General features: G+C 40.3%; 17 protein-coding genes and 1 pseudogene. 13 read left to right on the plus strand and 5 right to left on the minus strand.

Going from position 1 to position 21,896, the window contains the following annotated elements; translation table 11 throughout:
* From CDG55_RS02915 to CDG55_RS02930, 4 genes and pseudogenes are all read left to right on the plus strand, one after another.
* Positions 1 to 1,263, plus strand: coding sequence for a putative DNA modification/repair radical SAM protein (locus CDG55_RS02915; RefSeq protein WP_004757055.1), 1,263 nt, complete (start codon positions 1 to 3; stop codon positions 1,261 to 1,263).
* Between the two features lie 2 nt (positions 1,264 to 1,265).
* On the plus strand, positions 1,266 to 2,060 hold the full coding sequence (locus tag CDG55_RS02920; RefSeq protein ID WP_087536036.1) for a TIGR03915 family putative DNA repair protein: 795 nt from the start codon (positions 1,266 to 1,268) through the stop codon (positions 2,058 to 2,060).
* A 54-nt stretch (positions 2,061 to 2,114) separates the two neighbouring features.
* Positions 2,115 to 2,423: pseudogene (locus CDG55_RS02925) on the plus strand (hypothetical protein).
* 111 nt (positions 2,424 to 2,534) lie between these two features.
* Positions 2,535 to 3,647 carry an HPP family protein gene (locus tag CDG55_RS02930; RefSeq protein WP_087536037.1) on the plus strand — a complete coding sequence of 371 codons (1,113 nt, stop codon included), beginning with the start codon at positions 2,535 to 2,537 and terminating at the stop codon, positions 3,645 to 3,647.
* Positions 3,648 to 3,708: 61 nt separating this feature from the next.
* Here CDG55_RS02930 and CDG55_RS02935 read toward each other — a convergent pair whose 3' ends face one another.
* A complete protein-coding gene (locus tag CDG55_RS02935; protein WP_005156379.1) occupies positions 3,709 to 3,978 on the minus strand; it encodes a PspC domain-containing protein in 270 nt (89 codons plus the stop codon).
* A 346-nt stretch (positions 3,979 to 4,324) separates the two neighbouring features.
* On the opposite strand from CDG55_RS02935, the gene CDG55_RS02940 reads away from it, so the two are divergent.
* Positions 4,325 to 4,996: a hypothetical protein gene (locus CDG55_RS02940; protein ID WP_087536038.1), complete on the plus strand. Its 672-nt coding sequence runs from the start codon at positions 4,325 to 4,327 to the stop codon at positions 4,994 to 4,996.
* 52 nt (positions 4,997 to 5,048) lie between these two features.
* On the opposite strand, the gene CDG55_RS02945 is transcribed toward CDG55_RS02940, so the two are convergent.
* Positions 5,049 to 6,872, minus strand: coding sequence for an acyl-CoA dehydrogenase C-terminal domain-containing protein (locus CDG55_RS02945; protein ID WP_087536039.1), 1,824 nt, complete (start codon positions 6,870 to 6,872; stop codon positions 5,049 to 5,051).
* A 239-nt stretch (positions 6,873 to 7,111) separates the two neighbouring features.
* On the opposite strand from CDG55_RS02945, the gene CDG55_RS02950 reads away from it, so the two are divergent.
* Complete coding sequence (locus tag CDG55_RS02950; protein WP_087536040.1) at positions 7,112 to 9,439, plus strand: hypothetical protein; 2,328 nt, start codon at positions 7,112 to 7,114, stop codon at positions 9,437 to 9,439.
* A gap of 66 nt (positions 9,440 to 9,505) precedes the next feature.
* Here the strand turns inward: CDG55_RS02950 and aroE are convergent, their stop codons facing one another.
* Both aroE and hemF read right to left on the minus strand, forming a co-directional pair.
* Entirely contained in the window at positions 9,506 to 10,294 is a 789-nt protein-coding gene (gene aroE, locus CDG55_RS02955) for a shikimate dehydrogenase (RefSeq protein ID WP_087536041.1), read from the minus strand.
* Positions 10,295 to 10,426: 132 nt separating this feature from the next.
* The gene (gene hemF / locus CDG55_RS02960; protein ID WP_087536042.1) at positions 10,427 to 11,368 is read right to left on the minus strand and encodes an oxygen-dependent coproporphyrinogen oxidase; all 942 of its coding nucleotides are present in this window, start codon (positions 11,366 to 11,368) and stop codon (positions 10,427 to 10,429) included.
* Positions 11,369 to 11,600: 232 nt separating this feature from the next.
* On the opposite strand from hemF, the gene hemN reads away from it, so the two are divergent.
* Positions 11,601 to 12,971, plus strand: a complete 1,371-nt coding sequence (gene hemN, locus CDG55_RS02965) for an oxygen-independent coproporphyrinogen III oxidase (RefSeq protein WP_087536043.1) — start codon at positions 11,601 to 11,603, stop codon at positions 12,969 to 12,971.
* 52 nt (positions 12,972 to 13,023) lie between these two features.
* Here hemN and ribA read toward each other — a convergent pair whose 3' ends face one another.
* A complete protein-coding gene (ribA, locus tag CDG55_RS02970) occupies positions 13,024 to 13,626 on the minus strand; it encodes a GTP cyclohydrolase II (RefSeq protein WP_004660293.1) in 603 nt (200 codons plus the stop codon).
* 305 nt (positions 13,627 to 13,931) lie between these two features.
* Here ribA and dxs point away from each other — a divergent pair, with 305 nt between their 5' ends.
* From dxs to CDG55_RS03005, 6 genes are all read left to right on the plus strand, one after another.
* Positions 13,932 to 15,827, plus strand: a complete 1,896-nt coding sequence (gene dxs, locus CDG55_RS02975) for a 1-deoxy-D-xylulose-5-phosphate synthase (RefSeq protein WP_087536044.1) — start codon at positions 13,932 to 13,934, stop codon at positions 15,825 to 15,827.
* 135 nt (positions 15,828 to 15,962) lie between these two features.
* The gene (locus tag CDG55_RS02980) at positions 15,963 to 16,793 is read left to right on the plus strand and encodes an inositol monophosphatase family protein (RefSeq protein WP_087536045.1); all 831 of its coding nucleotides are present in this window, start codon (positions 15,963 to 15,965) and stop codon (positions 16,791 to 16,793) included.
* 450 nt (positions 16,794 to 17,243) lie between these two features.
* Complete coding sequence (locus tag CDG55_RS02985; RefSeq protein ID WP_087536046.1) at positions 17,244 to 19,184, plus strand: DEAD/DEAH box helicase; 1,941 nt, start codon at positions 17,244 to 17,246, stop codon at positions 19,182 to 19,184.
* Between the two features lie 421 nt (positions 19,185 to 19,605).
* Complete coding sequence (locus CDG55_RS02995) at positions 19,606 to 20,424, plus strand: ABC transporter ATP-binding protein (RefSeq protein ID WP_005156344.1); 819 nt, start codon at positions 19,606 to 19,608, stop codon at positions 20,422 to 20,424.
* The gene (gene mlaE, locus CDG55_RS03000) at positions 20,421 to 21,200 is read left to right on the plus strand and encodes a lipid asymmetry maintenance ABC transporter permease subunit MlaE (RefSeq protein ID WP_004660307.1); all 780 of its coding nucleotides are present in this window, start codon (positions 20,421 to 20,423) and stop codon (positions 21,198 to 21,200) included. Before CDG55_RS02995 ends, mlaE begins: the two co-directional genes overlap by 4 nt.
* Positions 21,200 to 21,877, plus strand: a complete 678-nt coding sequence (locus CDG55_RS03005; RefSeq protein WP_087536048.1) for an outer membrane lipid asymmetry maintenance protein MlaD — start codon at positions 21,200 to 21,202, stop codon at positions 21,875 to 21,877. The genes mlaE and CDG55_RS03005 overlap by 1 nt, the downstream gene beginning before the upstream one ends.
* Positions 21,878 to 21,896: the final 19 nt, after the last annotated feature.

Consider the following 21,896-nt stretch of genomic DNA (forward strand, 5'->3'; position numbering starts at 1 on the left):
ATGTCTGATCGCATTCGTGAAAAATTACAAATTCTTGCGGACGCAGCTAAATATGATGTGTCCTGTTCCTCCAGTGGTAGTGACCGTAAAAATAAAGACAAAGGTTTAGGCGATGCCAGTCGGGCAGGGATTTGCCATAGTTACACCGAAGATGGGCGTTGTGTTTCTTTACTGAAAATCCTGTTCAGCAATGTCTGCATTTTTGATTGTGCCTATTGTGTGTCACGCCGTTCCAATGATGTCAAACGTGCTGCATTTACCGTACAAGAAGTGGTTGACCTGACCATTAATTTTTATCGTCGTAATTATATAGAGGGATTATTCCTAAGCTCAGGCATTTTTAAATCTGCTGACTATACGATGGAACGGATGCTTCAAGTGGTGAAAAAGCTACGTCTCGAAGAAAATTTTAATGGCTATATTCATCTCAAAACTATTCCAGGTGCATCGCCTGAACTGATTCATGAAGCAGGGCTTTATGCTGACCGCATGAGCATTAATCTAGAAATGCCAACCGAGGTTGGGTTAAAAGCATTTGCTCCTGAAAAATCACATCAGGAAGTACAAAAAGACTTAGGCTTAGTACGAGATCGACTGATTCAACTCAAAGATGAACGTCAAATTATTAAGCATGTGCCGAAATATGTACCCGCAGGGCAGACCACCCAAATGGTGGTCGGCGCACATCAAGAAACTGATCAAGACGTACTTGTGATGGCAGATCGACATTACAAGGAATTTAAACTGAAACGGGTGTATTTCTCAGGTTATATTCCAATCAACACAGAAAATAACTATTTACCAGCGGTCGGTTCGGCGCCACCTCTGTTGCGTGAAAATCGTCTTTATCAAAGTGATTGGTTGATGCGTTTTTATGGTTTTGAAGTCAATGAGATCGTCAATGAAAAACACCCACATTTAGATTTGGATGTAGACCCAAAACTGAGTTGGGCGTTGCGTCATCCTGAGCAGTTTCCAGTGGATTTAAATCGTGCTGACTATCGTATGATCCTTCGTGTACCAGGCATCGGCGTAAAGTCAGCCAAGAAAATCGTGCAAGCGCGTCGTTTTGGCAAGATACATACTGATTTATTGAAGCAACTCGGTGTGGCGTATTCACGTGCCCAGTTTTTTATTCGCTGTGAAGACAGTCCACGGTTTCAAAAGGAACTTTCTACGACTGATATTCGTCAGCAAATATTAACGCAGGGTTCATCTAAATACGTGAAACAACTGTCACCGCAATTGAGTTTAGGATTTTAAACATGCTCAGTGATGCGGTGGTTTATTACTACTTTGATGGCTCTATGGTCGGTTTACTCAACTGCGTATTTCGTGCTTTTCAATTTAAAGAATTCCACGTGCAATTGTGTTTAAACCAAGGTGCACAGCATGGTTTATTTGCCACTGTAGTTGAAATTCCAAATCACGAGCAACATGCAGCACGTGTTTGGTCAGCCTTACAGCAGAAACTTTCGCATTCATCTCTGAGGCAATTTTATTTTGCTTATTTGTCGGAATCGTTGGATGCCTATCAGCATTTATTTAATTACTGTATCTATGTTTTTCGGCATCAACATTCAGTCGAAAAAAATTACTCTCATCCCAGTGTTTTAGCGATTTCGCAATGGACGAAAAAGGTGGGACGCGAAAAGCATCGTATGGAAGCATTTGTGCGGTTTAAGAAAACCACAGATGGATTGTTTTTAAGTTTGGTTCGTCCTGATTTTAATGTGCTTCCTTTGATACAGCCGCATTTTAAGCGTCGTTATCAAGATCAACGTTGGTTAATTTATGACGAACAACGCAAATATGGACTGTATTATGACTTACACGAGATTCATGAGGTGTCTCTAGATGCTCATCAGATTGACTGTAATATTGAAAATGGGGCTAGTCAAAACTTCCAATTAGAATTAGATGAACAAGAAGAATTATATGATCAGCTTTGGAAAGATTATTTCAATAGTATCAATATTAAAGAACGTCAGAATGTGAAATTGCATGTGCAATATTTGCCAAAACGTTATTGGCGATATTTGAATGAAAAATATGTTTAAGGCATTTTTTTGATTATTATTTTAAAAATACCAACATAACAAAAGAGCACATTCATGACTAAATTAGTTTTAAAAACAGCAGTACTGATTATGGCTTGTTTGAGTACTTTGGTATTTGCCAAAACGTAAGATAAAGCGATAGATCCTTATAGCCAATGTGTCGATGACATAATTCAACAGCTAAAACTGGGCAATATCAATAATGCTGTGGTGGAGATCTGTAGTACCAGAACCAAAACTTTATATGCAAAGCAGATTGTGCAGGTAAATGCTGGTGCTTATATCGGTTCGCCGATGTATGAGTTTTGCCCCATGCAAAAATATGCAGAGCGATTGGAGCAATTGGAGGAGTATTTAAATTAACCTTGATCAGTTTTCGTTATTATTTAAAACTGTAATTTAAATACATCTTCAGTCTGAGTCGGCGTATACTGCTGCAACCAATGAAACAACACTATTCCAGCAAGGTGCATTGTGAGCTTAACCCAATCAGACTGGCTAAATTTCTTAAAACCGAATTACAAAGTATTACCTTTGAAAGAACGTTTACTTTCAGGATTTGGTGCGCTTTGTGGTTTAGCAATATCCTCTTTAATTAGTTGGTATGTATTGGGCGGTATGAATGCATGGTATATCGCCCCGATGGGTGCCTCTTCTGTACTGCTTTTTGCAGTTCCGAATAGTCCTTTAGCGCAGCCGTGGAATGTTGTGGTTGGCAACATATTGGCTGGTTTAATTGGTGTGACATGCACACAGTTATTACCTGATTTAACCTCTGCTTTTAGTGTCGCAGTTGGGTTAGCCATTTTTATGATGATGACAACTGATTCATTGCATCCTCCAAGCGGTGCAGTGGCGATTACCGCGGTTTTAGGCGGTGATGCTGTACATCGTTTAGGATTCCACTTTATTTTATATCCCGTATTACTCAACTCAATTTTACTTTTGTTGATTGCTGTCTTTTTCAATCGTTTGATTGGACGTCATTATCCGATTACAGCGCATGTCAATGAGCGTTCTAAAGACCCGACACCGACACAAAAAGTCTCGATTCAACCGAAAGACATTGAATATGCTTTGGAACAACACACCGAGTTGCTGGACATCAGCCAATACGATCTGGAAAAAATCATTCTGGAAGCACAGGAACATGCAAGTGAACGCTTGAACAGTCATTTTATCTGTCGCGATATCATGAGTCAGGATGTGATCAAGCTGCATGAAGATGATGATATTCATCAGGCGTTAGAGAAGTTCAAGGAAGTTAACCTGATGAGCCTGCCTGTGGTTAATATGGAAGAAAAACTGGTTGGAACGCTGGCTTTATATGAGGTGGTGGAATGGTTTAAGGGGGCCGCCGATCCAAGAAATTCATGGCAGCATTATGTAAAGCAGATTATGAGTCATCGCGTGGTAACGGTTGATCCGCTACAACCGATTCAAGATCTTATTCCTTATTTTGTAGAAAAATCTTTTAATTATATTCCTGTCGTGGAAAATCAACGTTTGATTGGCATGATTAGTCGTGCGGATATGATCGCTGCGCTTCAACAACAACTCAATCGTCAAAAGCTTCAATCAGAATAAAAAAAAGCTACGGTTGTATTAGGGGGAAATTCAACCGTAGCGACCAAAAGAGGCAAAGAAATTAACGTTTTATGCTTTGGTCTTCATAAACGGTTTTTACGGGCTGATTATAGCCTTGTACATAATCAACGCGACTTTGCTGTTGTTTTGGAATTACTAACCACAAAATCAGGTAAACCAAAATACCAGGGAAAGCTGCGCTCATGAGTGAAATCACTACAAAGATCAAGCGTAATAAATTTGCATTCCAACCAAAACGTTCCGCAATACCGCCCATTACACCAGCGATCATGCTTTGTCGGTTTGAGCGATATAAACCAGAATTGGTCATTTAATTTTTCTCCTAAAATATTTGATACAGCAATAGCATGAGGCTTCATTCATGATAAGTCGCTGTTAATAATGAGATAGGGATGAACTGGTTTTTTTAAAGTTTAAACAGATGGGAGAATCGTTACGGTGTGTAAAAGGCTGATGGAAAAAACGACAGTATCACCTAAAATGCACCGACTTAAAGCATACTGCTTTGTTAATTTGCTATTTCATCAAGTTACGTCCGCCATAATTACCCATTTGAGGGAATAGACGAATATTGAAATGCTTCCTATATTTTGCAGAACCATCGGATGTTTTTGAAAAAAGTGTGACAACGATGTTGATATTAGAGATTTGTGGATATGCAGTTCAGGTTCTTCTTACAGCATGTTAGTGTAGGATTTTTATTGAGTTTGGGCTTGAGTGCTTGTGATAGCTATCATCCAGATTCAATGAAAACATCAAACCAAGCGCAGCCAACTAGTGATGAAAGTTCTATTCCAGTCATGTTAGATGCTGAGCAAGCACTAACAAGTGCAAGTGAAGGAATGTCACTGACTGAGGTTGCTGGACAAGCAACAGTTCCTCATGTTGCTTCTAAACATATGACGCAACCGACTCAACAAGATATGCAATATGTTGGGCGCTATCATGCGCGTATTCCTTGTACTGATGCATTTGCCGGTTGTGTCAAAGATGAAAAAGAAGCGGAATATATCTTAAATTTATTAGAAGATGGTTCAGTTTATTGGACCAATACCAGTTTCGGGCGTTTGGGTTCAGATCCATCGCGCAATATGGCCAAAATAGAGCGAACCTGTAAGCAGGTGCAATGGCATGTTGAGCCCACAGAACAAGAGATCGTTGTGCGCTGTGATGCGGTGGATGTGAATTTATATTATCGGATCAATCAGGACCAGAATCTTGTGATGGATCTGGATAAAATCTGGAATGGGGATCAGGGTCGCAACCGTAAGTTCTTTAAGGAATATCCATTTCCTAAAAAAGCCTATGTGTTTGAAAAGGCGGAATAGAAAAATGAGTATAAAAAAGAGCGCATCAAGCGCTCTTTTTTGTCAGTTCCGATTAGTAATCGAAGCTGAAGTGTTCTGGAGCAAGTGAAGTCAAAGTACGTGAAGTCGTTACCATTGATTCTGCGTGACCTTGTGCACGTGGCAATAAACGGTCAAAGTAGAAATCTGCAACTTTGATTTTTGCTTTATAGAATTCAGGCGTTTCAATGCCGTTACCAGCTTCTAGTTTTTCAGAAGCAATCACTGCTTGTTGAGCCCAGAAGTAAGCCATCATTACATAACCAGAGAACATCAAGAAATCAGCAGAAGCAGAAGATACGATGTCACGGTCTTTACGTGCTGCAAGCATAATGCGAACAGTTAATGTGTTCCATTGAGCGCAAACCTTAGTTAAGTCCCAAGCGAAGCGACGTAAATACTTGTTGCGAGCATGTGCAGCACAGAATTTTAAGATTTCAGCAGTATAGTCACGAACAACTTTACCTTTTGAGCTTAAAAGAACTTTACGACCTAATAAGTCAAGTGCTTGGACACCCGTTGTACCTTCATACAATGTTGAGATACGTGCATCACGTGCGATTTGTTCCATGCCCCATTCTTTGATGAAACCATGACCGCCATATACTTGGATACCATGGTTTGCAGCTTCCAAACCTAATTCAGTCAAGAAACCTTTAAGAATTGGAGTATAGAAACCAAGTTTGTCATCGGCAGCTTCATAAGCAGCTTGATCACCACTTGCCAATGCATCCGCCATCTTGTCTGCAAGTTTTGCAGCGTGGTAGATCATTGAACGACCGCCTTCTGCAACCGCTTTTTGAGTTAACAACATACGACGAACATCAGCATGGTGAATAATCGCATCAGCTACACGCTCAGGCTCTTTCTTACCAGAAAGGGCACGCATAGACATACGATCTTTCGCATAAGGTAATGCACCTTGGAAAGAAAGTTCAGCGTGAGCAATACCTTGAACCGCTGTACCGATACGTGCAGTGTTCATGAAGGTAAACATTGCATGTAAACCTTTGTTGATTTCACCGATGAGGTAACCAGTTGCATTGTCAAAGTTCAATACAGCAGTTGCTGAAGCACGGATACCCATTTTGTGTTCGATTGAACCACAAGATACGGTATTGCGCTCACCTACACCGCCGTCAGCAGTTGGGATAAACTTAGGCACGATAAATAATGAAATACCACGGGTACCAGCAGGTGCGTCTGGAAGACGTGCAAGTACGATGTGGATAATGTTTTCAGTTAAATCATGCTCACCCGCAGAGATGAAGATTTTAGTACCAGAGATTTTATAAGTACCATCAGCAGCAGGTTCAGCTTTAGTTTTAACTTGACCTAAGTCTGTACCACATTGAGGTTCTGTTAAGCACATTGTGCCTGACCAAGTACCTTCAACCAGTTTAGGCATATAAGTCGCTTTTTGCTCATCTGTACCGAACTGGATGATGGTGTTCATACAACCTGTACTTAAACCAGGGTACATGGTGAATGACCAGTTTGCAGTACCCATCATTTCAGACTTGATGAGGTTTAAAGACATTGGCAGGCCTTGACCACCAAACTCTTCTGGGTAAGAAAGACCTTGCCAGCCACCCATGACGAATTGGTCATAAGCTTCCTTGAAGCCTTTAGGTGTTGTTACTTCGCCGTTGTTAAAGGTACAGCCTTCTTCATCACCCGATTGGTTCAGTGGAGAAAGTACGTTTTCGCAGTAATCTGCCGCACCTTCAAGAATCATATCAACTGTATCTTTATCAGCATTCTGTCCACTTGCCAAAGTTTGGTAGTGTGCAGGATAATCAAACACTTCATTCATTAAGAAGCGAATATCACGGAGCGGGGCTTTATAAGCTGGCATAATCTTAATCCTGTATTTGAATCGTTTTGGATTATCTGTTTCGATACTTTGATTATTCACAATGGTGATAAAAATACATTGATAAACACTATGGAAAAGACTGTCAGAAAAGCGAATTAATCAGATGAGAGAGGCGTGCAAAAGTCAACTTTTTGTTGCTGTTTGAAACTCATTTTAAATATGAAAATGATTAAATTTACAGTTGTAAATATAATGATATAAGGGTATTTGGTAAAACTATGCGTTTAAAATATTTAACATTATGCTTGTTAGGTCTTAGTGTTTCTGCATGTTCACAGCATGTCATTAAAACCAATTCAGGTTCTCAGAATTTAGAGCAAAAGGCAATTAATAGTCTTAATGCAATGTATGAATATCCGAGTTACGATTATCGTGGCAAATTTAAAATTCATGTCGACCTAGATCAAAATAAATCAAACACCTCGTCAGAAAGGGCGGCTTTAGATGCAGCACTCAAACAAAAAGTGGATCAATATTTACAAGAACAAAAGGTTAATTTAAACAGCAAACAAAAGCAGGCACTCTATAATGCCTTGGCACAACAGCCCAAAAGTTCTGGTGGTTCTAAAGCTGATAAATTTGCTCAGATCATGACCAATATATTGAATGATATGCAATTTGAATATGATGGCTCAGTCCACTATCGTCAGAAAATGGGGTCGTTTAATCTGACAGCACGTTATGAAAAACCAACCTTGTTAGTTCAAGCAAAAGTGCCGATGGTTCTAGATTTAAATAATTATAAGTTTTATATCAATTACTTTGCTTTGATGCCGTATTTGGTGAACAAAGAAAATCAAAATAATTTAGCTTATTTGGATTTTTCAAAATATCAGGCAATGTTTAAGCAAGTGGATTACAAAAAATTTGCAGAGTATGTGAAAGCTTCAAGTGCTATTTATTACCGTTTGGCTGATCAAAATAACATTCAAGCATTGTCTGTCTCCGCTGCTGATCGAAATTTAGGAGTAGTCGAAAAAATTCGCTTAAAAACATCGATTGAAGAATTAATTTTACAAGCGAATTTGTACAGCAAAGTGAATGAAAAATATTTAATGCAAAGCATTTTAAATATTAAAGAACAAAACTTAGAAAAGCTGATTGCTGATGAAACCAATGCTGTAAGCAAAACCAAGCCTGATGCAGCGGCATCCATATTAGCGAGTAAAGATTCCGCAGATGATGCAAGTGTCGTCAGTCAGCAATTATATCGTTTAGTGAATCAGCACTTTGGTGTTGAAGATGAAGCTGATCCAAAGGTATCCGATGCAGCGCAGCAAGCGATGGATGCTGCTAAAGAAGATGGGATAGTTGCTGACGATTCAGAATCAGCTGATGCTGCCGCAGATGCAGCTTCTTCCTCAGAAGATCAGCAAGGTTTAACAGAGGCCCAATGTACAGCGCTTCAGCATGCTCAACAGGCTGCTTATGGAGATGCACAGTATTGTGAAAGTATTTACGATATTGATGTTTTTAATACGAAAAAATCCGAATCAGGTTTTCTATCTTATGTTGAAAAATTACAAAGCGTAGAAAAAGAATTTGCTGTATATGATGAAAATCAATTTATTGATGATCAGGCATTTAAAGCACTATGGATTAAGCATCAGGCTGAGATTGAAAAAGCATTGCCTCCTCAAGACAAACGTAATCCATTTACCATGGATATTGGTTTAGATGCACAAGGGCGAGCAGTTAAAATTGATTATGATTTGAATTATGCACTCCCTGAACTGAAGTCTCGTTTTAATCTTAAAGCAGATATGTTGATTTCCAATTATGGCCAAGCAACGCCAATTGATCAGGCTCAATTGAAACGAGCGAAAACATGGGCTGAAGCAAGTAAAGGTTCAATGTTGGAACAAGCAATCGGCAGTTTCTCAGAGAAACTGGGACAGACTGGCATTCAAGAGCGTTCAGCTGAACCTTATACGTTATCTTTAGAAGATCAACTCAAAATCATTGCAGAACAGCGATATGATGCTACACACAGTTATGAGCAAACATTTAAAGCAGTATTTATTGCCAAGCTGATAGAAAATAAAGCAGAAATTGCACAACGTTATACAAGTCAGGAATTGCAGGAAATCGCGTCTGTTTATGCCTATTGGTATGCCACAGATGACATCTATAACCCACAAGGTAAGGCGTTGAAGAGCATTGAAGCATTACAGAAGAAACATCATCTTGAGCAAGATGATCAGTTTGATGACAAGTTGGGACAAGCTGTTAATCGTATTGTAAATGATGCGATGCATGGTGATAAAGATCGTCAAGCTTGGAAAAATCTACAAGCTCAATATAAGCAGCCACAGCAGCTATTTGCTCAACAGTATCAAGTTCAATTTGAGCGTGCTAATGGAATTTCGAGTGAGGAAAAACTACTATTAGCACAAACCGCAACGATTTTGGGACAAGTATATGTCGATGCTCGTAAAAATCAGTTATCTGAAAAGAGCATTAAATCATTAAAGATTGAGCACAATGAATTCATTGATTATGAAATCTTTAAAGAAGTGTATTTGAAAATGCTAACGGCAAAATAATTGGTGGTTACTTGAAAAGAACCTGCGCAATGCAGGTTCTTTTTTGCTTACTAATTTATAGATGGGTTATAAGAAATCTTTTAATTCAGGTTTGACCCCATTCCAAATAGAAAAAGCTTCAATTGCTTGACCCACCAACATACCAAAACCATCTGTTGATGGAACTTGACGCTCTTGAGCTTGATTCAAAAAGCTCGAGGGTTTGCCATAAGCCATTTCATAAGCATGGTGAAAAACCAAGCATTCAGGAAGCTGTAAAGTATCACCAGTTAAGCTGGCAGAAGTGGCATTGATGACAAAGTCAAATTCACCAACAAGTTGTTCCAAGCTGAGCGCTGAGAGTTGTGCCTGTGGCACGGCATCTTTTAAATCTGAGACCAATTGTTCAGCTCGAGCAAGTGTACGATTGGCAATGACAATCTGTTTTGCACCTGCTTGTACTAAAGGATAAATGACACCACGTGTTGCACCACCAGCACCTAAAATTAAAATGCGACTATTTTTAAGGTCCCAACCTAAGGCTTGAATGGCGGCAACTAAACCCTGACCATCGGTATTATCTCCAAATAGTTTGCCATCTTGCATCCACAAGGTGTTCACAGCTTTTGCAATTTTTGCACGCTCAGTGAGTTGGTCGCATAAGGCAAATGCTTGTTCTTTAAATGGCACAGTTACATTCATTCCAATGCCATCATGAGCAAAAAAATCTTTTGTTGTTCTTTCAAAACCATCTAAGGGTGCAAGAATTTTTTTATAGTTTAAATCAACGCCGGTTTTTGCTGCAAAAGCATGATGCAATTCTGGTGAGCGGGATTGTTCAATCGGATTCCCAATGACAGCAAATTGTTTGGTCATACTTTTATCCAAAGTTGAAAGAGGGGACAGAGGCTATTAAACATATTTGAATGCTTATGCTGAGACAATATACGATAATCTTTAGGTACAAAAAAGCACCTAAATTCAGGTGCTTTGAACAATTACGGTCAATTACTTATTTAAACTCAACCAATCTCTTGGTTTTAAATAATAATCGGTGAGACGTTTTTCAGGCGAGTTTTCATCCCATTCAGGACGATACGACCAGCCTGCAAGATTCGGTAAACTCACTAAAATGGATTCAATACGTCCACCTGTTTGTAAGCCAAACAACGTACCACGGTCATACACCAAGTTATATTCTACATAGCGACCACGGCGATACAACTGAAACTCACGCTGCGCTTCGGTATACGGCTGTTCACGATGCTTTTCAAAAATAGGCAAGATCGCTGCTAAATAACCATTACCAACGGCTTGAATATATTTAAAGCAAGTTTCGAAGTCCCATTGGTTCAAATCATCAAAGAATAAACCACCTACACCACGTTGTTCATCACGATGTTTTAAGTAGAAATAATCATCACACCATTGTTTATGTTCAGCATAAACATGTTCGCCAAATGGTTGGCATAAGTCATAAGCGGTTTGATGCCAGTTTTGAATATCTTGATCATCTGGATAGAAAGGTGTGAGATCAAAGCCCCCCCCAAACCACCAAACAGGGTCTTGACCCTCAGGTTCAGCAACAAATAAACGTACATTTGCATGTGAAGTTGGGATATTGGGATTTTTAGGATGAATCACTAAAGAAACGCCCAAAGCTTGTGCTTTTGCACCTGCGATTTGAGGATGGCGTTCCGTTGCAGAAGCAGGAAGTTTACTGATGTTGATATGGGAAAACATCACTCCGCCTTTTTCAATCACGTCACCATTTTGCAAAACGCGAGAGCGACCACCACCACCTTCGGTTCGTTGCCAATCATCAATGATAAATTCAGCGGTACCACCGCCTGCACGTTCCTGTTGCTCTAGCCCTGCACAAATCCGTGCCTGTAGATCGAGTAAAAACTCACGAACACGTTGAATATCAGCTGAAGTTGGATGCTGCATTTCAACCTTCTAATCATTAAAAAAGATGGAAGGATATGTACCATGAAATCATAAAAAAAATAAGCTGATTTTTTGATTCAAACTGCAATTAGATAGTTGAACAGCTTAAAGGATCTAATCGATCTAACCATAATTATTCCGACCAAAAGAGTTGGTTGATTTCTTGGGTTAAGCTCAGCAGAATGTATTGATAATGCTTGTTGTTGCAAGCTGAACATCAGATAGGCACGTTATGACTCAAGTTCATTCACTTATTCAAAAATACAATGTTGCAGGACCACGTTACACCAGTTATCCGACTGTTCCGTACTGGCAAGAACAAGATTTTAGTTTGGAAATGTGGAAGCAAACTTTAAAACGGGCATTTGATGAGACAAATACGAGTGAAGGGATTAGTTTATATATCCATTTGCCGTTTTGTGAAAGTTTGTGCACTTTTTGTGGTTGTCATAAGCGTGTGACCAAGCGCCATGAAGTGGAACAACCTTATATTCAAGCCGTGTTAAAAGAATGGGAGTTGTACTGCCAGTTGCTTGTCGACAAACCGCGGATTAAAGAAATTCATTTGGGCGGAGGAACTCCGACATTTTTCTCTGTACAACACTTGATCGAGTTGATTAATGGGTTATTGGCAAATGCAGATATATGCGATGAATATGAATTTAGTTTCGAAGGGCATCCTAATAATACGACTCGAGAGCATTTACAAGCCCTATATGATCTTGGTTTTCGCCGAGTAAGTTATGGGGTGCAGGACTATAATGAAAAAGTTCAGAAAGCAATTCACCGTATTCAACCATTTGCTCATGTACAACAGGTTACAACGTGGGCACGGGAAATTGGCTATACCTCGATTTCACATGACTTGGTCTTTGGTTTACCATTTCAGAACTTGACTGATGTGTTACATACGATTGAACAAACGAATAGTCTAAAGCCAGATCGTTTAGCATTTTATAGCTATGCTCATGTACCTTGGATTAAGGGCAATGGACAGCGTGGTTTTAAAGATCAGGACGTACCTAAAGATGAGTTGAAACGCCAGTTATATGAGGAGGGAAAGAGAAAACTTTTAGCACAGGGTTATCATGAAATTGGTATGGATCACTTTGCTTTGGAACATGACAAAATGTATCAAGCTTTCCAACAAGAAAATCTGCATCGTAATTTCATGGGGTATACCTCATCAAAAACGCAAGTCATGATTGGCCTAGGTTTGTCTTCAATTAGTGATAGTTGGTACAGCTTTGCGCAAAATGAAAAAACGCTAGAAGATTATTATGCACGTTTAGAGAAGAATGAGATTCCTGTATATCGTGGACATCTTTTAACAGAAGAGGATTTAGTCATTCGCCAACATATACTCAATTTAATGTGTCACTTTAGTACTTCATGGCAGAATGAAGCATTGTATTTTCCAGAGTTACCTGAAGTATTAGCACAACTAGAGGAAATGCAGAATGACGGTTTGTTAAAGATGACATCAAAGGATATTCAAGTAACCGAACAAGGCAAACCATTCGTAAGAAATATTTGCATGGCATTTGATTTACATCTTCGCCGCAAAATACCCAATAACCGTATTTTTTCTATGACGATATAAAACAATCGCTTATTTTTCGAATTATCATGAGATTGATTGAATCAAGGATGACTTAGAAGTCATCCTTCTGGTAAAGATGATCCATACGCTCACGTTTGGTCTTTAAATATTGTTCATTAAATGGGTTACGACCTACTGTTAACGGTACACGCTCAACCACATTAATGTCTAAATCAGTTAGGGCTTTAAGTTTTAACGGGTTATTCGTAATTAACTTAACTTCTTTGATTTGTAGATGATCCAGCATAATGCTACACATATCATAACGACGTGCATCCGCAGGAAGATTTAACAATAAGTTAGCATCAACCGTATCATGCCCTTGATCTTGTAAAGCATAGGCGCGGATTTTATTCGTTAAACCAATCCCACGACCTTCTTGGCGTAGATATAAAATCACACCTTGACCTGCTTCATTAATCAAACGTTGGGTCGCTTGTAATTGAGGACCACAGTCACACTTTAATGAAGCGAAAGCATCACCTGTTAAGCATTCTGAATGAATACGGACTAAAACAGGTCCTGTTGGGGGAGTTTCTAAACCTTTAGAAAGCGCCACATGTTCTTCGCCTGTTTGAGGGTCTTGAAACACAGAAATATTGAAGTCACCAAAAGCAGTTGGTAGCTTTGATGTTGCAATAAATTCAATCGGCACAGAGAGCTCGCTATGTTAGTAAAAACTGTCAAAGTATAGCTTAATGTGTGAAGATTGAGTGAATTGCAAGTTCTGATTTTTCACATAAGTTTTTCTTTTTCATAGAAAGCACACAATAATGGTTGATAAACAGTGACATAATTCAGGATAATCTGTAAGTCAGTTGTTTAAGATTGGCTTGAGAATGTTCAGCACTACATCATTCGCACATGTGGCTGATTGAAGGTAGATCGTATTTAATTGTATGATTGCCCCCATTTAACCCAGCTTCGGATTTGCCAGGCTTAAAAAGGCTTTGCCACATTATGTTGTATACCGAAATTCCAACTCAACGTCCTGTTACGCCATTGTTAGATGGAATTGATCATCCACAACAATTACGTCAGCTCGAGCAAAGCCAACTCGCACAAGTGGCGGATGAGTTGCGTCAATATATTTTGTATGCGGCAGGGCAAAGCGGTGGCCACTTTGGCGCAAATTTAGGTGTGATTGAACTGACAGTTGCTTTGCACTACTGTTTCAATACACCAGATGATCGTTTAGTTTGGGATGTGGGTCATCAAGCATATCCACATAAAGTACTGACGGGGCGTCGTGAGCGAATTACTACGATTCGTAGTAAAGATGGTTTAGCTGCTTTCCCTGCGCGTGAAGAGTCTGAATTTGATACCTTTGGTGTAGGGCATTCGTCAACAGCAATTTCTGCGGGTCTAGGAATGTCGCTTGCGCGTCGTTATCAAAAAGATCCGTGTGATGTGGTTGCAATTGTTGGTGATGGTGCAATGACAGCAGGTATGGCATTTGAAGCCATGAATGATGCGGTTGCACATGATGCTGATCTGATCGTTATTTTAAATGATAACGATATGTCGATTTCATGCAGTACCGGCGGTTTTGCTAAACACTTGGCTGCAATTTGGGAAACAGGTCAACTGGTCAATGTAGATGAACAAGGTGAAGCCTATGTTCAACCACATCCCAAATGGACTTATAACTCACGATTACATCAGTCTGCAACAGATGCGGCGGATAACTTATTTAAAGCGATTGGTTTTGATTATTTTGGGCCATTTGATGGGCATGATGTTGAACAACTCACACAAGTTTTTCATGCGCTAAAAAAACGTAAAGGCCCTCGTTTAGTTCATATTTATACCAAAAAGGGTAAAGGATTTGCGCCTGCTGAAGCAGACCCGATTACCTATCATGCGATTACTAAAATAGCAGCTAGAGCATCTGCACCTGCAAAAAAATCACCGCCTAAATACTCGGACGTGTTTGGACAATGGTTATGTGATGAAGCAGCGCAAGACGATCGTTTACTCGCAATCACTCCAGCGATGTGTGAAGGTTCAGGGATGGTTCAGTTTGCAAAGCAATACCCTGAACGTTTCTTTGATGTTGCGATTGCTGAACAACATGCAGTGACTTTAGCAGCGGGTATGGCGTGTGAAGGTTTAAAACCCGTTGTAGCAATCTATTCGACCTTTTTACAACGTGGTTATGATCAATTGATCCATGATGTTGCTTTGCAAAATCTAGATGTCACTTTTGGGATTGATCGTGCTGGTTTGGTCGGTGAAGATGGTCCGACCCATGCAGGTGCATATGATTATGCCTATATGCGTACTGTACCTAACATGGTGATCATGGCACCAAAAGATGAAAATGAATGTCGCCAGATGTTGCATACGGCATATCACTATAATGGACCAACTGCCGTACGTTATCCACGTGGTGTTGGTACAGGTGCTGAAATTCAACAGCAAATGACTGCTTTAGAAATTGGTAAAGCTGAAATCGTTGCGCAATTTAATCAGGACGCAGATCAGCAGATCAGTATCCTTGCTTTTGGTAGTCGTGTTGCAGCATCAGTTGAAGCAGCAGAATTATTTGCAAGTAAACATTCGGTTGCTGTACGTGTAGTGAATATGCGTTTTGTGAAGCCATTGGATGAACAAATCATTCGTGATTTAACGCCTCGTACTCAACTGTTTGTAACTGTGGAAGAGCATGCGGTTATGGCGGGTGCGGGAAGTGCAGTAAATGAATTTTTAGCACAAGCTAAAATCATTAAGCCAATTTTAAATCTAGGTTTGCCAGATGCATTTTTACATCAAGCAACTCATCAGCAAATGCTTGCAGATTGTGGTTTAGATGGACAAGGCATTTTTGCTTCAATTGAGAAAGCTTGGTTATAGATCGCTAACGCTTTGTAAATTAGAAAATAATCTTTCGTAAACATTTTTCCCCTAAAAGCCCTTATATTTGATAGAATGTAAGGGCTTTTATGCATTATTCTTTGTCAAAATCTTCAAATTTGTAGTGGGTGTTCAATGGAACCTATGGTGGTTATGGCTGCGCGTGCGGCTCAAACAGTTGGTCAAGAGCTTTTAAAGGCACATCAAAATCGTCATAAACTCGATTTACAAGTTGAAGAAAAGGGCATTGATGGTCCAGTAACACGTGTTGATCGTTACTTGGAACAACTTACAATTGATACGCTTCGTAAAAGTTATAAAAACCATAGCTTCCTTGGTGAAGAGTTTGGTATGCAAGAAGGTAAAGGTCACGATGCAGATTGGTGCTGGGTGATTGATCCTTTAGATGGTACTCAAAACTTTATCAACGGTTTTCCTCATTTCTGTATTTCTATCGCTGTACAACATAAAGGCGTAACTCAGCACGGTGTGATCTATGATCCAGTGCGTGATGAATTATTCTCTGCAAGCCGTGGTCGTGGCGCAGTCATGAACCAACGCCGTATCCGTGTCAATGTTAAAGACTCTTTAGAAAACACATTCCTTGCGGTAGGTCATCCTTATCGTGCGAAACGTAATGGTGAAATTGTTTCTTATGCAGAACAACATTTCGCTTCTTTGTTGGCTGTAACTAAATCAGGCGCGCAAATCCGTCGTGGTGGCTCTGCTGCTTTGGATTTAGCTTATGTCGCTGCAGGTCGTTTTGATGGTTTCTTTGAGCTTGGTTTAAAACCGTGGGATATTGCTGCGGGTGAGCTGATTGTAAAAGAAGCGGGCGGTGTGGTTGTGGATGCTCGTGGTGGTAATGAATCATTTGATAATGGTCAAGTACTTGCTTGCTCATTGAAAATGTTAAAACCATTGATGCAAACAGTTGTTCCAGCTTGGGGCGATGCTGCAAAATAAATTTTAGATTAAAAAACCCTCAATAATTTGAGGGTTTTTTAATTATGATCTGATCATAATGAAGGAGTTATTTTTATAATTTCATCTTTTTTAATCGGTCAGATAAAAATAATAAAGGTGATCCAGTAGAAAAACCTATTAAAAAGGGTGACTTTTAAAATTATTCTGCTATAATCCGCCCACGCACTTAAATTCCAGTTCATTACCTGAACATTCAGTTCTATTCATATTAGCGCACGCTGTCCATAGAGAGGACCATATCTTGCGCCCAAATCGCTTAGCGATTCTTCAGGTTGAGGCAGTAATCAAGCGTGCGTTTAGTCCACATCGTCGTTATTCGGATTGCCGCTGAACTTCATCTATTTTCAGCTTGAGTCGCTTTGCCGCTTTTTGCCGATGTCTATTTTTTGTATTTATTAAAATGGAGCACCCATTAGGGTGAAACTCTCTATGAGCAAAACTTTTGCCGAATTTTCTTTGCACGAAACCTTACAACAAGCCCTAGAAGGTTTAGGTTTTACAAGCCCAACTCCTGTGCAAGAACAAGCGATTCCAGCTGCGTTAGATGGAAAAGATTTATTAGTTTCAAGCCAGACAGGTTCTGGTAAAACTGCAGCATTTTTACTCCCTACATTAAATGCTTTGGCAGGTCAGGAAACTTTTGTGCCATTTAAAGAACGCATGAAAGCTGTGACTCAACCAAGCATCTTGGTTTTATGTCCTACGCGTGAATTGGCTCAACAAGTAAGCCAAGATGCGATTGCATTTGTACGTCATATGAAAGGTGTTCGTATTGCTGCAATCATGGGTGGTATGCCTTTTGGTAAGCAAATTCAACAGCTTAAAGGCGCACAAGTGATTGTTGCAACGCCAGGTCGTTTGCTTGACTTGGTAAATCGTCGCCAATTGAAACTTGATAAAGTTGAATCGTTAATCGTCGACGAAGCTGACCGTATGCTTGATCTAGGCTTCTCTGAAGATTTAGAAGCAATTGGCGAGTTAGCTGCAAACCGTAATCAAACATTAATGTTCTCTGCGACTTTTGCTGATCGTATTATTCGTCTTGCTGAACGTATGATGAATGATCCACAACGTATCGCAATTGAAACTGGTCACAGCACTAACACTGATGTAACACAAACATTACATTGGACAGATGGTTTTGAGCATAAGAAAAAATTACTTACTCACTGGTTGTCTGACGAGTCAGTAGATCAAGCTGTTGTCTTTGCAAGCACGCAAGAAGATACAGATATGCTTGCTGAAGAATTGGCTGAAGCAGGTCACTCAGTTGTTGCATTGCATGGTGCTATGCCACAAACCGTTCGTAACCGTCGTTTACGCAGCATCCGTGAAGGTCGTGCAAAAATCTTAGTTGCAACTGACGTAGCAGCACGTGGTTTAGACGTACCAACTATTTCTCACGTGATTAACTTCGGTTTACCGATGAAAAACGAAGACTATGTACACCGTATTGGTCGTACAGGTCGTGCGGGTCGTACAGGTCAGGCGATTACACTTGCGACTTATCGTGAGCGTGGCAAAATCCGTGCTTTAGAAGATTATTTAGATGCACGTTTAAATGTGTCTGAAATTGAAGGTTTAGAGCCATCTCCACCTCCTGCACGTTCAGGTCGTGATGGCGGCGGTCGTGGTCGCGGTGGTCGTGATGGCGGCGGTCGTGGTCGTGGTGGTTTTGGTGGCGGTCGTCGTTTTGAAGGCGAAAGCAATTTCAAACGTCGTGAAGGTGGCGATGATCGTCCACGTCGTAGCTTCGATGATAAACCACGTGGTGAACGTCCATCATTTGGTGGTGAAGATCGTCCACGTCGCGAATTCAATTCTGATCGTCCACGTCGTGAAGGTGGTTTTGAAGACCGTCCACGTCGTAGCTTCGATGATAAACCACGCGGTGAACGTCCATCATTCGGTGGTGAAGACCGTCCACGTCGCGAGTTCAATTCAGATCGCCCACGTCGTGAAGGTGGTTTTGAAGATCGTCCAAAGCGTAGTTTTGGTGGTGAAGACCGTCCACGTCGCGAGTTCAATTCAGATCGCCCGCGTCGTGAAGGTGGTTTCAATGATAAACCGCGTTTTGATTCGAATGATGACAATCGTGGTAACCGTGTAGATTACAAACCACGTCGTGAAGGTAGCTTCGGCGACCGTCCAAAGCGCGATTTTGGTGATCGCCCACAACGTGAAGGTGGTTTTGGTGACCGTCCAAAACGTAGTTTCGGTGGTGAAGATCGCCCAAAACGTAGTTTCGGTGGTGAAGACCGTCCAAAGCGTAGTTTCGGTGGTGAAGACCGTCCAAAGCGTGATTTTGGTGATCGTCCAGCACGTGAAGGTGGCTTCGGTGGTGACCGTCGTCGCAAAAACGATTTTTAATCGTTAAAAAAACCGATGAAAAGAAGAGCCAGTTGTAAAACTGGCTTTTTTATTTAAGATTAGTCATGTAAAATTAAAAAAATGTCTACTAATTCAAATTTTATAGAAGAAATGAATAAACTTAAACAAAATAAAAGTCTTTTAAGTCAAATATGGTCATTCATTTGTGGTGAAGGGTTGCCTTGTCTATTTGTTATTTTAATGCTTTGTAATGGGTTATTTTTTGCATATGCACTTATTGCACGCAATAATACCGATTCTTTGAATGCAAGTTCACAACATGAGTTGAGCACAGAAGTTGATAAAAAGAACAATTACATAAATTAATAATCTTCATACGTAGCATATCAAAATAAAAACAAGCGCTTAATCTTTCAGTGTATAGTATGCGTGCATAAAAAGTGCAGGAATGAATGCCAGTATGAATAACAAATCTCCTCTCGATGCTGAAGCCCTCATTGAAGTTAAAAACTTGAGCTTTAACCGAGGGGAACGCGTCATTTATGATGATGTCAGTCTTAAAATTCGACGTGGTCAAATTACTGCAATTATGGGACCTTCAGGAACAGGTAAGACCACTTTGCTCCGTTTGATTGGTGGGCAGTTAATCCCTGATCATGGTGAAGTATTGCTCGATGGTAAAAATATTGCAGCCATGTCTCGTCCAGACTTGTTTGCTGCACGCGCACGTATGGGGATGTTATTCCAGAGCGGTGCGTTATTTACTGATATGTCAGTTTATGAAAATGTTGCATTTCCTATTCGTGCGCATACACAATTACCAGAACATTTGATTGCTGAGTTAGTCGCTTTAAAGTTGGAGTCGGTTGGGCTACGTGGTGCTGAACCCTTAATGCCATCTGAACTTTCAGGAGGTATGAATCGTCGTGTTGCCTTAGCGCGTGCGATTGCACTTGATCCAGAATTGATTATGTATGATGAGCCATTCGCTGGCCAAGATCCAATTGTTAAAGGTGTTCTAACACGATTGATTCGTTCTTTGCGTGAAGCTTTAGACTTAACAACAATTATTGTCTCGCATGATGTCGCAGAGACATTATCGATTGCTGATTATATTTATGTGGTTGCTGAAGGCAAAATTCAGGGTGAAGGTTCACCTGAGCAGCTACAGGCACATGCTTCCCCATTTGTACGTCAATTTTTAACAGGCTCAGCTGAGGGCCCTGTTGAATATCAATTTACTCATCAAGCATATTTAGATAACGAGGTTCGTGCATGAATACGATTGCCTGGTTAGGTAGACTCGTTATTGAGCGAATAAAGGGGATAGGTGCAGCATCACTTATGCTCATCCAGATTTTATTTTCAGCGCCTTCAAAGGGTGGCTTTCAACGCTTTGTCTATCAAATGCATCGTGTTGGGGTCATGTCTCTGCTGATTATTGCTGTGTCAGGTTTGTTTATTGGCGCTGTCCTTGGCTTACAGATGTATAGCATTTTGGTCACTTTTGGTAGTGAAGCTATGTTAGGGACAGCGATTTCGTTAACTTTGTTACGTGAACTTGCTGCGGTTGTTGCTGCATTACTATTTGCAGGGCGCGCAGGCTCGGCTCTCACTGCCGAAATTGGTTCAATGAAACAGAGTGAACAATTGGCCAGTATGGAAATGATTGGCGTTGATCCACTTCGTCAAATTGTGGCTCCGCGTTTGTGGGCAGGTATTGTGAGTTTGCCGATGTTGACTGTGATTTTTGCAACGATCGGTATCATTGGCGGCAAGTTGGTTGGCGTAGATTTTTTAGGTGCTGATGAAGGTTCTTTCTGGGGTGGTATGCAAAGTACAGTTCAGTTTGGGCATGATATTTTTAATGGCACTATTATTAAAAGTATTGTTTTTGCGCTGATTTGTACATGGGTTGCGGTCTATCAAGGTTATGCTTGTGATCCAACACCAGAGGGTATCGCGACTTCGATGACCAGAACGGTCGTATATTCTTCACTTTGTGTATTAGGTTTTGATTTCGTGTTGACTGCGGTCATGTTCGGAGGGATTTAATGAAATCACGTACTAGTGAGCTGGCCGTAGGTATTTTTGTGATTATCTTCGGTATCGCTCTATTTTTTCTTGCGATGAAAGTTAGTGGTTTAGTGGGTACAAATCTACGTGATAGCTATAGCATGACAGCGCAGTTTGACAACGTAAATGGTTTAAAACCACGAGCAAAGGTGACCATGAGTGGTGTGACTATTGGCCGTGTAGAGTCTATTACGCTTGATCCAGTAACACGTTTAGCAACAGTTAAGTTTGATTTGGATGGTAAATTAACCAGCTTTAATACTGAGCAATTAAAACAAGTGCAGAAAAATGCCTTAGAAGAATTGCGTTATAGCTCAGATTATCAACAAGCTGATGCTGCGAAACAAAAAGCAATGGAACAGCAACTTATCAGTAACATGACCTACATCACCAGTTTGGATGAGGATGCTTATATTATGGTTGCAACCAATGGCTTACTGGGTGAGAAGTATTTGAAAGTTGTACCAGGTGGTGGTGTGAATTACCTAAAGCGTGGTGATGTTGTTTCAAATACCCAAGGTACAATGGATTTAGAAGATTTGATCAGTAAATTTATTACTGGTGGTGCTGGTAAAGCCACATCAAGCTCAACAACTTCAGAGAGTTCGGCATCGCAGCCACTTGCTACTGAAGCAGAACCATCATTTGTTGAGTAATTCAGGTTAGGAGATTGAA

Origin of the sequence: Acinetobacter sp. WCHA45, from assembly GCF_002165255.2 — a bacterium.
Lineage (GTDB): Bacteria > Pseudomonadota > Gammaproteobacteria > Pseudomonadales > Moraxellaceae > Acinetobacter.

Coding starts and splice junctions, on each gene's coding strand:
- CDG55_RS02915 (WP_004757055.1), top strand. CDS start 1: ATGTCTGATCGCATTCGTGAAAAATTACAAATTCTTGCGGACGCAGCT.
- CDG55_RS02920 (WP_087536036.1), top strand. CDS start 1,266: ATGCTCAGTGATGCGGTGGTTTATTACTACTTTGATGGCTCTATGGTC.
- CDG55_RS02935 (WP_005156379.1), bottom strand. CDS start 3,978: ATGACCAATTCTGGTTTATATCGCTCAAACCGACAAAGCATGATCGCT.
- CDG55_RS02940 (WP_087536038.1), top strand. CDS start 4,325: ATGCAGTTCAGGTTCTTCTTACAGCATGTTAGTGTAGGATTTTTATTG.
- CDG55_RS02945 (WP_087536039.1), bottom strand. CDS start 6,872: ATGCCAGCTTATAAAGCCCCGCTCCGTGATATTCGCTTCTTAATGAAT.
- CDG55_RS02950 (WP_087536040.1), top strand. CDS start 7,112: ATGCGTTTAAAATATTTAACATTATGCTTGTTAGGTCTTAGTGTTTCT.
- aroE (WP_087536041.1), bottom strand. CDS start 10,294: ATGACCAAACAATTTGCTGTCATTGGGAATCCGATTGAACAATCCCGC.
- hemF (WP_087536042.1), bottom strand. CDS start 11,368: ATGCAGCATCCAACTTCAGCTGATATTCAACGTGTTCGTGAGTTTTTA.
- hemN (WP_087536043.1), top strand. CDS start 11,601: ATGACTCAAGTTCATTCACTTATTCAAAAATACAATGTTGCAGGACCA.
- dxs (WP_087536044.1), top strand. CDS start 13,932: ATGTTGTATACCGAAATTCCAACTCAACGTCCTGTTACGCCATTGTTA.
- CDG55_RS02980 (WP_087536045.1), top strand. CDS start 15,963: ATGGAACCTATGGTGGTTATGGCTGCGCGTGCGGCTCAAACAGTTGGT.
- CDG55_RS02985 (WP_087536046.1), top strand. CDS start 17,244: ATGAGCAAAACTTTTGCCGAATTTTCTTTGCACGAAACCTTACAACAA.
- CDG55_RS02995 (WP_005156344.1), top strand. CDS start 19,606: ATGAATAACAAATCTCCTCTCGATGCTGAAGCCCTCATTGAAGTTAAA.
- mlaE (WP_004660307.1), top strand. CDS start 20,421: ATGAATACGATTGCCTGGTTAGGTAGACTCGTTATTGAGCGAATAAAG.
- CDG55_RS03005 (WP_087536048.1), top strand. CDS start 21,200: ATGAAATCACGTACTAGTGAGCTGGCCGTAGGTATTTTTGTGATTATC.